At 68.4% G+C, this 14618-nt stretch carries 16 protein-coding genes; 7 read left to right on the top strand and 9 right to left on the bottom strand.

Translation table 11 applies throughout. The annotated features are described in order from the left end of the window. Positions 1–5: 5 nt before the first annotated feature. Positions 6–530 (bottom strand): TetR/AcrR family transcriptional regulator, encoded by a 525-nt coding sequence (locus K1T73_RS07840; protein WP_220603367.1) that lies wholly within the window; start codon positions 528–530, stop codon positions 6–8. A 129-nt stretch (positions 531–659) separates the two neighbouring features. Continuing rightward, entirely contained in the window at positions 660–1361 is a 702-nt protein-coding gene (locus K1T73_RS07835) for a DUF1045 domain-containing protein (protein WP_259400495.1), read from the bottom strand. Between the two features lie 80 nt (positions 1362–1441). Here K1T73_RS07835 and K1T73_RS07830 point away from each other — a divergent pair, with 80 nt between their 5' ends. Continuing rightward, entirely contained in the window at positions 1442–2140 is a 699-nt protein-coding gene (locus tag K1T73_RS07830; RefSeq protein ID WP_220603366.1) for a fumarylacetoacetate hydrolase family protein, read from the top strand. A gap of 188 nt (positions 2141–2328) precedes the next feature. Then, positions 2329–3003, top strand: a complete 675-nt coding sequence (locus tag K1T73_RS07825; RefSeq protein WP_220603365.1) for a hypothetical protein — start codon at positions 2329–2331, stop codon at positions 3001–3003. A gap of 48 nt (positions 3004–3051) precedes the next feature. Here K1T73_RS07825 and K1T73_RS07820 read toward each other — a convergent pair whose 3' ends face one another. Both K1T73_RS07820 and K1T73_RS07815 read right to left on the bottom strand, forming a co-directional pair. Further along, complete coding sequence (locus tag K1T73_RS07820; protein WP_259400494.1) at positions 3052–3594, bottom strand: murein L,D-transpeptidase family protein; 543 nt, start codon at positions 3592–3594, stop codon at positions 3052–3054. 119 nt (positions 3595–3713) lie between these two features. Beyond that, positions 3714–4886 carry a MalY/PatB family protein gene (locus K1T73_RS07815; protein ID WP_220603364.1) on the bottom strand — a complete coding sequence of 391 codons (1173 nt, stop codon included), beginning with the start codon at positions 4884–4886 and terminating at the stop codon, positions 3714–3716. A 98-nt stretch (positions 4887–4984) separates the two neighbouring features. Between K1T73_RS07815 and def (K1T73_RS07810) the strand changes: the two genes are divergently transcribed. The 4 genes from def (K1T73_RS07810) (at position 4985) to K1T73_RS07795 (ending at position 7286) form a co-directional block, all read left to right on the top strand. After that, the gene (def, locus tag K1T73_RS07810) at positions 4985–5503 is read left to right on the top strand and encodes a peptide deformylase (RefSeq protein WP_220603363.1); all 519 of its coding nucleotides are present in this window, start codon (positions 4985–4987) and stop codon (positions 5501–5503) included. Further along, entirely contained in the window at positions 5500–5994 is a 495-nt protein-coding gene (def, locus tag K1T73_RS07805) for a peptide deformylase (RefSeq protein ID WP_220603362.1), read from the top strand. The genes def (K1T73_RS07810) and def (K1T73_RS07805) overlap by 4 nt, the downstream gene beginning before the upstream one ends. Before the next feature lie 126 nt (positions 5995–6120). Continuing rightward, positions 6121–7044, top strand: coding sequence for a methionyl-tRNA formyltransferase (fmt, locus tag K1T73_RS07800; protein WP_220603361.1), 924 nt, complete (start codon positions 6121–6123; stop codon positions 7042–7044). Next, the gene (locus K1T73_RS07795; RefSeq protein WP_220603360.1) at positions 7044–7286 is read left to right on the top strand and encodes a hypothetical protein; all 243 of its coding nucleotides are present in this window, start codon (positions 7044–7046) and stop codon (positions 7284–7286) included. The genes fmt and K1T73_RS07795 overlap by 1 nt, the downstream gene beginning before the upstream one ends. A 16-nt stretch (positions 7287–7302) precedes the next feature. Here the strand turns inward: K1T73_RS07795 and recO are convergent, their stop codons facing one another. After that, positions 7303–8049: a DNA repair protein RecO gene (gene recO, locus K1T73_RS07790; protein WP_220603359.1), complete on the bottom strand. Its 747-nt coding sequence runs from the start codon at positions 8047–8049 to the stop codon at positions 7303–7305. A gap of 136 nt (positions 8050–8185) precedes the next feature. Here recO and K1T73_RS07785 point away from each other — a divergent pair, with 136 nt between their 5' ends. Continuing rightward, entirely contained in the window at positions 8186–11254 is a 3069-nt protein-coding gene (locus K1T73_RS07785; protein ID WP_220603358.1) for a VWA domain-containing protein, read from the top strand. Between the two features lie 89 nt (positions 11255–11343). Here K1T73_RS07785 and K1T73_RS07780 read toward each other — a convergent pair whose 3' ends face one another. The 4 genes from K1T73_RS07780 to lepB form a co-directional block, all read right to left on the bottom strand. Beyond that, positions 11344–11673, bottom strand: a complete 330-nt coding sequence (locus K1T73_RS07780) for a DUF1491 family protein (RefSeq protein ID WP_220603357.1) — start codon at positions 11671–11673, stop codon at positions 11344–11346. Between the two features lie 31 nt (positions 11674–11704). After that, on the bottom strand, positions 11705–12610 hold the full coding sequence (gene era / locus K1T73_RS07775) for a GTPase Era (protein ID WP_220603356.1): 906 nt from the start codon (positions 12608–12610) through the stop codon (positions 11705–11707). A gap of 251 nt (positions 12611–12861) precedes the next feature. Beyond that, a complete protein-coding gene (gene rnc, locus K1T73_RS07770) occupies positions 12862–13551 on the bottom strand; it encodes a ribonuclease III (protein ID WP_220603355.1) in 690 nt (229 codons plus the stop codon). Further along, complete coding sequence (gene lepB / locus K1T73_RS07765; RefSeq protein WP_220603354.1) at positions 13548–14381, bottom strand: signal peptidase I; 834 nt, start codon at positions 14379–14381, stop codon at positions 13548–13550. The genes rnc and lepB overlap by 4 nt, the downstream gene beginning before the upstream one ends. Positions 14382–14618: the final 237 nt, after the last annotated feature.

Raw genomic sequence — 14618 nt, 5'->3', positions numbered from 1 at the left:
TTGGCCTAACGCAGCGCGAGGATGAGATCGACGAGCGACACGATATCGTCCCCGTCGCTTTCGTCCCCGAGCGCGGCGATGCCGGTCGCGGCCCCGCGCAGGATGCGCGCAAGGCCCCGGTTGCCGATCCCGATGGCGCGCAAATGAGCGTGCAGAAGATCGAGCCGCGCGCCATCCACGCGCGCCAGCGCCTCCGCGGCGGCGGGCCGCCCCAGCGCCCAGCTGCGCATCGCCGTCTCGGTCGCGTCGGGCGTGGCAATGATCGCCGCGAGCGCGCGAAGCCGCTCGGGCGCGGTGTCGCCGGAGGGTTCGGTCAATGCCGTGAGCGCCCCCGCCTCCCAATGCGAGATGAGCGCGTCCTGGAACGCCGGCAGATCGCGGAAATGCCAGTAGAACGAACCCTTCGTGGTGCCAAGCGCCCGCGCGAGCGGTTCGGCGGCCAGCGCGGAGGGGCCGCTCGCCGCCAGCGCGGCGCGCCCGGCGGCAAGCCAGTCGGCACGGGTGAGTGAGCGTCGGGGGGCATCGGTCATGGCTCGGGTCATAGCGGTGGCCTCGGAAGACGGCAAGTTCGGGAAAAGCGGGGCGGCGCGTCGTATCGCGGCACGATACCCCAACCGCACGCCGTTTGATACGGGAGAAAACCCGCCGAGGCAGCCCGGCTAACCGCCACCGGATCCCGAGAGCGCCCGCCGCTCCACGAGATGAAAGCGGCCCTCTGCGTCTTCGCCCACGAGGCTCAGCGCGTCGAGCGTGAGGCTTTGCGGCAGGAGCGGCGCGAGATGGGTCTCTAGGATGGCCCGCGCGTCGTCCCGTGCGGCGCGCGGCAACTTCCCGGTCAACGTGACGTGATAGCGAAAGGCCTCCATCACGTGCGGATAGCCCCAGCGGCGCAGGTTCTCCTCGAGCGGCGGCGCAAGCCCCGCGCCGCGGCGCCGGTCGAGCTCCGCGTCGGACGGCGGCGCGCGAAAACGGTCGAAGTCGCGCACGACCCGCGCGGCAAGCTCGGACAACGCGGCCGGCTGCCTCTCGGGCACGAGGGCCAGGAATCGGCCCAGGGGTGCAAGGCGCAACGCGCCCACGGTCACGGGGGCCCGCCCGTCGCAGAATTGGCGGAACTCCGCGCGCAGGTCTCTTGACCCTCCCCCGAGCACGAATGGCGGCTTCAACGTCGCGTGAAGCCCGTAGCGGCGAGGCGCCTCGGTCCAGGCTGCCGGGGCGGCGGCAAGGTTCGGGGGCGGACCGACCGGCGCCCCGGTCGCGAGATCATGGCCCAGCCAGCGCGTCGCCCAGTCGGACCAGGGGGCCGGGGCAAAGCTGTGGTAGATGGCGACGCGCGAGAACTGCATGGCGCCTGATGCCACGGATCGTCTCCGCCCGCCAATCCCTTTGACCTCGGGCCGCACGGCGCGCATAAATCCGGCGAAATGCAGGGAGATGACGCATGACCGAAGCCTATCTGTTCGACCCGCCCGCCGTTCCGAGCGTCGCGATCACCGACCGGCCCGAGCAATTCCCGCTGCGCCGCATCTTCTGCGTCGGGCGCAACTATGCCGCCCATGCCGCGGAAATGGGCAACGAGGTCGATCGCGAGGCGCCCTTCTACTTCACCAAGTCCGCGCATGCGTTCTGCCCTTCCGGATCCGAGATCGCCTACCCGCCGGGCACGCAAGACTGCCACTACGAGATGGAATTCGTCGTGGCGCTTGGCGCGGAGCTCTTCGGGGTCGCGGGCGACGCTGTCATGGAGGCGGTCTGGGGATATGGCAGCGGCATCGACCTCACGCGGCGTGACTTGCAGGGCCAGGCGAAGGAGAAGCGCCGACCCTGGGATCTCGGCAAGGATTTCGAGAATGCCGCCATTCTCGGCGCGCTGACGCCGCGCGCCGCCTTCGGAGAGATCGGCGAGCAGCGCATCACGCTCGAGATGGACGGCCGCACGGTGCAGGATGCGCATCTGTCGGACATGGTCTGGTCCGTGCCCGAGATCCTGGCGCACCTTTCGCAATACTATCGCCTGATGCCCGGCGACGTCATCATGACCGGCACGCCCGCGGGTGTCGGGCCGGTCACACCGGGCGCAAAGCTCACCGGCCGCATCGACGGACTTGCACCCGTGGAGCTTGCCATCAAGCGCGGGTGATCGGGCTCGCGTGCGGATGGACCATGCATGCCGAAGCGAGGCATTCGGGCAGGCGCGCCCCTGCCGCGACAAGCACGTTGCAATTATGACGATAGGCGAAAAAATTCCGACGCGGGCGGGCCGGAAAATGATGGTTTCTCAAAACGGCCGCGCTATCCAACGGTCAGTTGGGGAAGGAGTTTGAGTCGATGAAAAAATTTCTCTTGACCGCCGTGGCGGCACTCTCGTTCGGCACCACCACGGCTGCGCAAGCCGGCGATGCCTATATCGGTTTCGATCTGATCGGCGCGCGATCGCTGGTGGACTTTGGCGGTTTCAATACGGCGGGCGGCTTTTCGAATGATGACAACCAGCAAGCGTATACCGCGGGCCTCGCTTTGAAATTCGGAATGCGCGACCAATGGACGATCGGTGGCAGGTCGATCACGCCCGAGCTCGAGTTCGCGTGGTATGACGACTACAGCACCCGTTCGGCAAGCTTTCCGGGCCTCCCGGCGCCGACGTTCTTCTACAATACCTCGATCGACACCGCCAGGCTCGGGGTGAATGCATGGACGCCGTTTCACGATGACGGCGTCTGGCGTGCCGAAGCCGGCGCAGGCCTCGGCATGATGTATCGCGACGTTTCGACCAACGACACCGTCGTTCGGGGATCGAAGAGTGATTATGCCCCCTATGGTCAGTTCGGCCTGCGGTTTCTCCGCAAGATGGGCGACCGGGGAACGCTGTCACTCGGCACCAGCTATCTCTTCAGTGACGACATCGATGTCCCACTCAGAAGCGGCGCCCCCGCGGGGAATTTCAAGGTCCAGACCAATCACGTGGAAATCAGCGTCGGCTATCAGATCAACCTGGCCCGCTGAGGCGTCCCGGCTTTTCCGCTGAGCAGGAAGGACTGCGCGCTTTCCTGCTCAGGGGCGGATCACGACGCGCGTGCCGATGGGGGTGACGCGCCAGAGCTCCTCGATCTCGGCATTGGTGAGCGCGATGCACCCTTCTGTCCAGTCGCCCGCACGCCGCTCGATATGCGGCAGGAGGTTCGGCTGACCGTGAAAGAAGATGTCACCGCCCGGCGAGACGCCCGCTTCGGCGGCGCGGGCGCGGTCCTGTGGCCGCGGATAGTCGATCCCGAGCGACAGGTGAAAGGCGCTTTGCGGGTTGCGGCGGTCGATGCGGTATTCCCCCTCGGGCGTGCGCCCGTCACCTTGGCGGCGCTTGTGGCCCTCGGGCTCCGGGCCAAGCGCGACCTCGTAGCTGCGCAGCGCCTCGCCATCGCGATAGACGGTGAGGCGGCGTTCGGACTTGTCGAGTTCGATGAGGTCGATCGTGCCGGTAAGCGGCGGCAGCGGGACGGGCGGCGCCGGCGGTACCGGCGCCAGAAGGTGCCGCCCCACCGCCACCGCGACCAGCAGGAGCAGCGTGAGCGCCATGGCGCGGATGAGCCAGCGCATCATGCGCAGCCCTCCATCCGGCCGGCGCGGCGCGTGGGTCGCAAGGTGTCAGGTCTCGCCATCATCGCCCCAAGATGGGGTCTCGGGCGCGGCAAGTGAAGATCGCGGGCGCGACGGCACGGTCATTGCAGGTCCGAGAACGCCTCCTGCAACCGCTCGACCGCTTCGTTCACCCGCGCACGCGGCATGGCCACGTTGAACCGCAGGAAGCTCTTGCCGCCCTTGCCGAAGGTCGGTCCGTGGTTCGGCGCGATGCGCGCCTCGTCCTGCACCCGGCGGATCACCTCGGCCCTCTCCATCCCGGTGCCGGAGAAATCGACCCAGGTGAGATAGGTGGCCTCGAGCGGCATGGCCCGGACGCCGGGAATGGCGTTCATGCCCGCCTCGAACGCCTGCCGGTTGCCGTCGAGATAGGGGACGAGCGCATCCACCCACTCCGCCCCCTCGGGCGAATAGGCGGCCTCGGCCATGAAGATCCCGAATGAATTGGGCGAGATGCCCAGGCCCGCCATGCGCGCGGCGAAGCGTTTTCTCAGGGTCTCGTCGTGGATGATGACGTTCCCGACATGGCTTCCGGCGATGTTGAAGGTCTTGGTGGTCGCCGTCATCATGACCAGCCGGTCGAGGATCGTCTCGTCGGCAAGCGGCATGGGAACATGCGTGCGCCCCGGCATCACGAGGTCATGGTGGATCTCGTCCGAGACGAGGATCAGGTCGTGGCGGCGGCAGAACTCGGCGACGCCGCGAAGCTCGTCACGTGTCCAGACGCGGCCGCCGGGATTGTGCGGCGAGCAGAGGATGAGCATCCGCGCCGAGCCGTCCATCTGCGCGTCCCACGCGTCGAAATCCATCTCGTATCGGTCGCCCGCAAGGGCGAGCGGGCATTCGATCACCCGGCGTCCCGCGGCTTTGATGACGCGCGCGAAGGCGTGATAGACGGGTGTCATGAGCACCACCCCGTCGCCCGGTTCGGTATAGGTATCGACACAAAGCCCGGTGCCGTTGACGAGGCCGTGGGTCGAGAAGATCTCGTCGCGCGCCACGTCCCAGCCGTGGCGTTCGCGCATCCACCAGCGGATCGCGTCGCGATAGCTCGCATCCTCGCCGTAATAGCCGTAGATGCCATGCGCCGCCATGCGCTCCACCGCCTCCTGAACGCAGGCCGGGGGACGGAAATCCATGTCCGCCACCCACATGGCCAGACCGTCCGAGGACGAGACGCCGTAGATCCCCTCCATGCTGTCCCACTTGGCGGAATGGGTGTGGCGTCGGTCGATGATCTCGTCGAAATTCATGGGATGGCTCCGTTTCCTTGCGCGCCGCAAGCTATCCCATGCGCGCGCGGGTGCAAGGGGCGTTGCGCGGGCTGGGTCGATGGCCTAAATGAGGCGCCATGAAACGCCCCATTCTCATCCATCCCGACCCGCGCCTCAAGAAGGTCTGCGCGCCGGTGCCGGACATCACGGACGAGCTGCGGACGCTCGCCGCGGACATGCTCGAGACGATGTATGACGCGCCCGGCATCGGCCTCGCCGCGCCGCAGGTGGGCGTGCTGAGCCGGCTCATCGTGATGGATTGCGAGAAGGACGAGGATGCCGAGCCCGCGCCGCAGGTGATGGTCAACCCCGAGATACTGGCCTCCTCGGACGAGACGAACGTCTACGAGGAAGGGTGCCTCTCGATCCCCGAGCAATTCGCCGAGGTGACGCGCCCCGCCGAGGTCGAGGTGCGGTGGATGGGTCTTGACGGTGAGGAACATCGCGCCGGATTCGACGGACTCTGGGCCACCTGCGTCCAGCACGAGATCGACCACCTCGACGGCAAGCTCTTCATTGATTACCTCGGCGCCATGAAACGCCAGCTCATCACGCGCAAGATGGTCAAGCTCAAGCGCGAACAGGCGCGCGCGTGACCCCGCGCACGGTGCTGCGCTGGCCCGATCGGCGGCTCAGGACGCGCGCCGGCGAGGTCTCCGAGATCACCGACGCGACCCGCGCGCTCTGGGACGAGATGATCGCGGTGATGGAGGCGATGCCGGGCGTCGGCCTCGCCGCGCCGCAACTGGGCGTCATGCAACGCCTCGCGGTCGTCGACGCGAGCGAGGCGCGCGGTCAGGCGGTGCGGATGGCCAATCCCGAAATCCTCCATGCAAGCGTCCAGCTTCGCGAGCACGAGGAGGCGAGCCCCTGCCTGCCCGGCGTCAGCGCCCGGATCAGCCGCCCGCGCGCCGTCATGGTGCGCTTCGTGAACGCTGCGGGTGAGACCGAGGAACGCGATTTCGTCGGACTCTGGGCCACGAGCGTGCAACACCAGGTCGATCACCTGGACGGGCGGATGTATTTCGACCGGCTGGGCCGGGTGAAGCGCGACATGCTGCTGCGCCGCGCACGCAAGATGAAATGAGGGCGCGATGACGGAAATGTCGGTTTTCGGATATTTCTACCGGGAAGTAACGCCATCAGGCGCTTCTCATTGCATGAGATATGATAGTCTCGTCCCGGCGACCATTGCAGTCCGAAAGGATGTTTCATGCGGGTGATCTTCATGGGAACCCCGGAGTTCTCGGTGCCCGCGCTCGACGCGCTGGTTGCGGCCGGGCACGAGATCGCGGCCGTCTACACGCAACCGCCCCGCCCCGCCGGGCGGGGCAAGAAGGCGCGGCCAAGCGCCGTCCATGCGCGCGCCGAGACGCTGGGCCTCGAGCTGCGCCATCCGCGCAGCCTGAAGGAGGCGGCCGAGCAGGAGGCTTTTGCCGCGCTCGGGGCCGACGTGGCGGTCGTCGTGGCCTACGGCCTCATCCTGCCGCCCGCGATACTCGAGGCGCCGGCGCGGGGGTGCCTGAACATTCACGCGAGCCTTCTGCCGCGCTGGCGCGGCGCCGCGCCCATCCACCGCGCGATCATGGCGGGCGACGCCGAGACGGGCGTCTGCATCATGCGGATGGAGGAAGGGCTCGATACCGGGCCGGTGCTTCTGCGCGAGGCGACGGCGATCGGCGCGGAGGAGACGACCGGCCAGTTGCACGACCGCCTGTCGCGGATGGGCGCGCGCCTGATCGTCGAGGCGCTCGCCCGGCTCGACGACCTCGCCGCCACGCCCCAGCCCGACGAGGGCGTCACCTATGCCGCGAAGATCGACAAGGCCGAGGCGCGGGTCGACTGGGCCCGCCCCGCGCGGGAGGTGGACGCGCTGATCCGGGGGCTCAGCCCGTTTCCGGGCGCGTGGATTTCCCATGACGGCCAGCGGATCAAGCTGCTGGCCTCCCGCCGCGCCGAGGGCCGGAGCGCACCGGGCGAGGTCCTCGACCGGCCGGGTCTCGTCGTGGCCTGCGGCGAGGATGCCGTCGCGCTTTTGCGCTTGCAACGCGAGGGGCGCGGCGCGCAGGATGCCGAGGAGTTCCTGCGGGGCAGGCCGATGCCGCCCGGCACCCGCCTCGGACGAGGGGAGACCTGATGTTTCCAGTGCTGATCGGAACGGTCGTCATCGCGGGCATCGTGGGATATGTCAGCGAGAAGTCAGGCTTCACGCATAACGGCTACCTGCAATCCATCATCATCTGCGTGGGCGGCGCCTTCCTTTTCTACTTCGTGCGGATCATGTTCGGCATCCGCTTCGGCGCGCCGGGGCTCGATGCGATACTCTCCTCGGTGGGCGCTCTCATCATCGTGCCGACCCACTGGCGCGGGCGCCGGTAGGCAAGCGGCCCGGCCCTCAACCCTGCCTCGTGTCCCCGCCCCGCCGCGCCACGAGATCGACGAATCGCTGTCGCGCGTCTGGAAGCGGACGGCCCACGATCTCGGGTGCCATGTGATGCGCGAGGAAATGCCCCGTCACGGCGAATCCCTGCACAAGCTCACCCGCCTCCGCCGCGCCGATCTCGATCAGGCAGCGTGGCAGCGGCAGAAGCCTGTCGGCCCACTCCCCCGCACCCTTGCGCGACACCGCGCGCCCGCTCTTTGGTGAGACGAAGCTCAGGTCGTTGGCCTCCCGCCCCAGCACCGCGCATTGCGTGAGATCGAGGCCGAACCCCAGCTCGTCCAGCAAAGCCAGTTCCCAGTGCAGATATGCCAGCGGCCAGTGCTCCGGCTCGCCCAGCATGTCGAGCAGCGCGCGGCTCTTCTCGTAGAGACGCGGATGCGCCTCCCGCTCGGGCAGCGAAAACCGCAGGAGCGCCGTCACCGCGTTCAACCCGGCCAGCGCGAGACGGTCGCCCATCGCGACGGCGGCGCTGGTCGAAAGCGGCTCGACGGTGAACGCCCCGATATGCGCCTCGAGCCGCGCGCGCCACGCCAGGTCGAGCTCCGCGCCGGGCTGGAGGATCGGCGTCATCCGGCGCGACACCCCGCCCCGGACCACGCCCGCGTGCAAGCCATGCTCGCGCGTCAGCACCTCGATGATGGCCGAGGTCTCGCCATGCGGCCGCACCGACAAGAGTATGCCCTGATCGCGCCAATCCATGCGGCTGAGTAAAGGCCCAAGCGGCGCCGGATGCCAAGGGGCCATGTCGCACCCGAGGTCGGGGAAAGCGCACTTGGACAGCTCCCGCGCTCTGTGCTTAACTCCGCGTCATAGTATAGATTCAGGGAGCTTTTTCATGTCCATTCTCCGCAACCTCGCCGCCTGCCTCGCCCTCGTGGCCGCCCCCGGCGTCGCCACCGCCCAATCGGGCGCCTCCGATGACGTGATGGTCGTCTTCGACGGCTCGAATTCCATGTGGGGCCAGATCGACGGCACCGCCAAGATCGAGATCGCACGCTCGGTCATGGGCAACCTCCTGGGCGACTGGACGGCCGACCGGCAGGTGGGCCTGATGGCCTACGGTCACCGGCGGCGCGGGGATTGCACGGATATCGAGACGCTGATCGCCCCTGCCCCCGGCACCGCACCGGCGATCCTCGAGCGGATCGGCACGATCACCCCAACGGGCAAGACCCCCCTCACCGACGCGGTCGAACAGGCCGCGATGGCGCTCTCCTATACCGACCGGCCCGCGACCGTGGTGCTCATCTCCGACGGGCTCGAAAGCTGCGAGCGCGATCCTTGCGAACTCGCGCGCACGCTCGAGAAGGGTGGCGTGGGCTTCACCGCGCATGTGGTGGGCTTCGGCCTCGCCAGTGACGACGACGCCGCCTCGCTCGCCTGCATCGCCGAAGAGACGGGCGGGCGCTACATCCAGGCCTCGAACGCCTCCGAGCTGGGCGACGCCCTGAGCGACATCGGAAGCGCCGTCGCCGTGGTCGAAGAGCCCGAGCCGGAGCTGCCGCAGGTCACGCTCACCGCACCCGACACCGTGGTCGCGGGCGCCGCCCTTCAGGTCGGCTGGAGCGAGGTTGTCGCGCAAGGCGACTACGTCACCTTCGCCGCGCCGGAGATGGAGAGCGAGGATTACATCAGCTTCAACTCGACCGATGACCGGGACGAGGCCGAGCTGCGCGCGGCCACCCGCCCCGGCATGTACGAGCTGCGCTACATCCACGCCGCGACCGGCGACATCCTCGGCACCCGCGCCATCGAGGTCGTGCCCCATGCCATCACGCTCACCGCGCCCGACAGCACCGCCACCGGCGCGCGCTTCGACGTGGCCTGGACCAACGCTTCGCACTATTCCGATTACGTCACGATCGTCCCCCAGGGCGCCGAGGAAGGCAGCTACGGCGACTACCTCACCGTGCAGGAGAACGAGACGGGCTCGCTTCTCGCCCCGTCCGAGCCCGGCCTCTACGAGGTCCGCTACCTGTTCAACATCGACGACACCACCGCGGTCGCGCGCCCGATCGAGGTCACGGATGTGAGCGTCACGCTCGACGCGCCGGCCACCGCGCTGGTCGGGCAGGAAATCACCGTCGGCTGGAGCGATCCGATCGACGAACGCGACTATGTCACCATCGTGGCCGCCGGCGCCGACGAGGGCAGCTATACCAACTACACCCGCGTGCAATCCGCCCGCGAAGGCAAGCTCACCATGCTTCCCGAACCCGGCCTCTACGAGATCCGCTACATCCTGAACGAAGGCAGGCGCACCATCGCCAGCGTTCCCATCGAACTGACCGAACCCGAGATCACCCTCGACGCGCCCGACGAGGCGCAGCGCGGCGCCCAGGTCCCGGTTTCCTGGACCGGCGCGGTCCATCCGCGCGACTACATCACCATCGTGCCCGCAGGCGCCGAGGACGGCACCTATGACAACTACATCAGGGTGCAGGACGCGACGTCCGGCACGATCCAGGCTCCGGCCGAGGTGGGGCTCTACGAGCTTCGCTACGTGCTGCAGGAAGGGCGGCGCACACTCGCCACGCGCCCGATCGAGATCACGGCGCCCTCCGTCACCGTCAGCGCGCCCGACACCGCCCTCACCGGCGCCGAGATCGATGTTTCCTGGACCGGCACGGTGCATCCGCGTGATTACATCACCGTGGTGCCCGTCGGCGCGGACGAGGATGTCTATCTGAGCTACCGGCGCACCGACGATGCGACCGAGGGCAAGCTCCAGATGCCCTCCGAGCCGGGTCAGTACGAGATCCGCTATGTCCTGCGCGAGGGCCGCCGCGTCCTCGCAAGCCGACCGATCACGCTCTCGGATGCCGAGGTGTCGCTCACCGCTCCCGACAGCGTCGTCGCTGGCGCCAAGGTCAAGGTCGGCTGGACCGGTGCGGTGCATCCGCAGGATTACGTGACCATCGTGCCCATGGGGGCCGAGGACAAGGCCTACGACAACTACGTCCGCGTCGGCGGCGGCACCGAGGGAATGCTGACCATCCCCTCCGAGCCCGGCCTCTACGAACTCCGCTACGTGCTGCGCGAAGGGCGCAAACCCCTGGCACGCAAGACCGTCGAGGTGACGCTTGCCGAGGTCACGGTCAGCGGCCCGGAAACGGCGCTCGCCGGGTCGCCCCTGGCGGTATCCTGGACAGGCGCCGTCTCGCCCCAGGACTACATCACCATCGTGCCGATGGGCGCCGAGGAAGGCAGCTACACGAGCTATGTCCGCGCGGGCAAGGGCGCGCAGGGAGAAGGCCAGATCGTCGCGCCCTCCGAACCGGGCCTTTACGAATTGCGCTATGTTCTGCGCGAGGGGCGCCGCGACATGGCGCGCCAGCCCATCGAGATCACCGAGCCCGAGGTCACGATCACCGGCCCCGCCGAGATCCGCGCGGGCGACGAGGTCGCTATCGGCTGGTCGGCCACGATCAACCCGCGCGACTACATCGCCATCGCCCCCGCGGGTTCCGACGCCGCGACCTATGACAGCTACCTGCGCGCGCAGGCGCGGACCGAGGGCAAGCTCACCGCGCCCGAAACGCCCGGCCTCTACGAGCTGCGCTACGTGCTCAGCGAGGGCCGGCGCATCCTCGCGACGCAGGTGATGGAAGTGCTCGCCGCCGATGCGCAACTGCAAAGCGGCGCGACGCTCGAGGCGCCCGAGGCCGCCGCGGCGGGCACGACGATCGACGTGGGCTTCACCACCGGCAGCACGTCGCCCGACCGCCGGATCACCATCGCGAAGGCCGACCAGGCGATCTTCACATGGGTCAACGCGGTCAGGATCGACGGCGAGGTGCCCGTGGCGCTCCCGCTACCCGACGAACCGGGCACCTACGAGATCCGCTTCCTCGACGTGACCGAACAGGAGGTGCTGGCCCGCAAGGTGATCCGGGTCGAGTAGGCACGCAGCACCCGGCCCTTCTTCTGTTGCAAATTTTCCGGGACCGGGGGCTGCCCCCCTCCCGGACCCGGCAACGGAAGAAGCCCCGGTCAGGCCAGGCCGGGGGTGTCCAGCAGGTGCCGCCCCTGCCGGTCCTCGACCTCGATGACCCAGAGGTCGGGGTCGAACCCCTTCTGCCGGGCGATGGTCTCCTCGACCTCCGCGTCGGTGCCCCGGACCAGTTCCTCCCACGCGCGCGCACCGGTCATCAGGTCGAACATCCGCGTGAAGGCCACCGCCCGCCCGTCGAGCGTGTTGAGCTTCACGATCACCGCGCCGCTCGTGTCGTCGCCATGCGCGGTGACGAAGGCGGGAATACCCTCGAGCCGCAGCCGCGTGAGATAGGCATCGACCCAGAATCTCGCCGTGAGCCGCGTCATGACCGGCGCCGGGCCCCGAGAGGGCGTGCCATCACGAGCCGTCCTTGAACTCGAGACCCATCTCCGAATACCGCTCCGCCTCGTCGAGCCATCCGGGCCGTACCTTGACCTGCGTGAAAAGATGGACACGCCGCCCCAGGAACTCCTCCAGCTCCTCGCGCGCGGCGCGGCCCACGGCCTTCATCGTCTCGCCCTTGCGGCCCAGCACGATGCCCTTGTGCCCGTCCCGCGTGACATAGATCACCTGGTCGATCCGCGCCGATCCGTCCTCCCGCTCCTCCCAGTTCTCGGTCTCGACGGTCAACTGGTAGGGCAGTTCCTGGTGCAGCCTGAGCGTCAGCTTCTCGCGCGTGATCTCGGCGGCGATCATCCGCAGCGGCAAGTCCGCGATCTGGTCCTCGGGATAGAGCCACGGCCCCTCCGGCATCCGCTCGGCCAGCCAGGCGCGCAGGTCCTCCACCCCGTGACCGCGCTCGGCCGAGATCATGAACGTGGCCGCGAAGGGGAAACGCGCGTTGAGCGTCTCGGTCAGGCCCAGCAGCGCGTCGGATTTCACCCGGTCGATCTTGTTGATGGCAAGCGCCACGGGCGTCTTGCCCGCCACGTCGGCCAGCGTGTCGAGGATGCGCGCCACGCCGTCGGTGACGCCGCGATGCGCCTCCACCATCAGCACGATCACGTCCGCATCCGCCGCCCCGCCCCAGGCCGCCGCCACCATCGCCCGGTCGAGCCTGCGGCGCGGTTTGAAAAGGCCGGGCGTGTCGACGAAGACAAGCTGGCTCTCGCCCTCGAGCGCGACGCCTCTGATGCGCGCCCGCGTCGTCTGCACCTTGTGCGTGACGATGCTCACCTTCGCGCCCACCATCCGGTTGAGCAGCGTGGACTTGCCCGCGTTGGGCTCTCCGATAAGGGCGACGAAGCCTGCGCGTGTGGTCATGACGAACCCCGTATGTCGATGCCCATGCCCCTACCCCATGCCCGCGCGCGATGCCAGCCGAACCTGCGGCGCGCGGTCGCATCGCCCCGACCACCGTGCGACCCAATTATCATGTCACATGACATGATGACGAAAAAGGGAGCCACACATGTTCAAGGGTCTGGGACTTGCCGTATCGCTGATCATGGCGGGGATGGTCGGGTTGCCCGCCGCGATCCTCGCGGCGATCTGACGACAGGGGCCGGGCGGTCTCAGTCCCGCCCGGTCTCGACCTTGGCGAGAAGCGCACGCGCGGCGGCCTGCTCGGCCTGGCGCTTCGATCCCGCCTGCGCCTCGGCCTCGGCGCCGGTGGCCAGCCGCGCGGCGATGGTGAATAGCGGGGCGTGGTCCGGCCCGCTCCGCGCCGTCTCCACGTAGGACGGCGGCGGCATTCCGCGCGCCTGCGCCCATTCCTGCAGGGCGGTCTTCGGGTCGCGCGCATCCTCGTCCACGCGGCGCACCCGGTCCCCCCAGAGCCGCAGCACCATGTCGCGCGCCGCCTCGAACCCCGCGTCGAGATAGACCGCCGCGATCACCGCCTCCATCGCGTCGCCCAGAAGCGCCTGCTTGCGCCGCCCGCCCGAGATCATCTCGGACCGCCCGAGCTTCAGCACCGCGCCGAGGTCGATCTCGCGCGCCACGTCCGCGCAGGTTTCCTTGCGCACCAGCGCGTTGTAACGCGGCGCGAGCAGCCCCTCGGCGGCGTCGGGATCCTGCGCCAGAAGCGCCTCGGCCATCACGAGGCCCAGCACCCGGTCGCCCAGGAACTCGAGCCGCTGGTTGTCGCAGCGATTGGGCGAGGACATGGACGGATGCGTGACCGCCCGCACCAGAAGCGCGGGCTGCGCGAACTCGTGGCCCAGCCGTGCGCAGAAGGCGCGGAGCTCGGCCGAGAGCTTCACTCCAGCGCCTCGAAGAACCGATCCCCCCGCCATGTCCAGAAGGCCAGCATCGACCGGCCGGCCGAGGAGAAGATCACCCGGTCCGCGCGCCCGATGAGGTTCTCGTAAGGCACGAACCCGACGCCCCCCACTGCCTGCGGAAAGCGCGAGTCGGTCGAGTTGTCGCGGTTGTCGCCCATAAAGAAGTAATGCCCCTCGGGCACGGTGAAGACGTTGGTGTTGTCCGACCGCTGCGTCGTGATGTCGAGGATGTTGTGCTCGTGCCCGCCCGGCAGCGTCTCGCGATAGCGCGACTTGACGCAGATCGCCCCCTGCCCCACCACGCCGTTCTCGCAGCGCGGCCGCGACGCCATCGGGCCCTGCGGCTCGTAGACCTCCTCGAAGGTGCCCGCCGGCTCCACCTTGGCGGCCTCGCCGTTGATATGCAGAACGCCGTCCTTCATCTGCACCTTGTCGCCCGGCAGGCCGATCACCCGCTTGATGAAATCCGTGCCGGTCACGGGATGGCGAAAGACCACGATGTCGCCGCGCTCGGGCTCGTCGCCCCAGAGCCGCGTGTTGTCGCCATCGAGAAACCCGCAGATATCCTTCGCGTCGATGTTGATGCCCAGCCGCGCGATGCGAATGGTGGGACAGGACGCATAGGAATAGCCATAGGCCATCTTGTTGACGAAGAGGAAATCCCCCACCAGCATCGTGTCCTTCATGGACCCCGAGGGAATCCAGAACGGCTGGAAGAAGATCGTGCGGAAGATCCCCGCGATCAGCAGCGCCCAGAACACGGTTTTCAGCGCCTCGATCACGCCGTTCTTCTTCTTGGCCTCTGCCATCTGTCGCTCCGCCCCGATTTGGTGCGTGCTACATGCGGGCGCGAACCCAGCGTGTCAAGCCGCGCGCAGGGTCCGCGGGGGCGCGCGTGTGGCGCCCCCGGACCGGACCCCGCCGGGGTTCCGGGCGTTCGCCCGGGAAATTACCGGCAGCAGACGCGCGCCCGGGTTCAGTGCGATCTTGCCCGAAGAAGCCCGCGGTGCCACCCTGCGCGCAGGAGATACCCGTTCGGAGCCGCA

Source organism: Roseovarius sp. SCSIO 43702, from assembly GCF_019599045.1.
Classification (GTDB): domain Bacteria; phylum Pseudomonadota; class Alphaproteobacteria; order Rhodobacterales; family Rhodobacteraceae; genus Roseovarius.
Note: the sequence above shows the minus strand (reverse complement) of the source record. Positions and strands in the feature narration are given on the sequence as shown.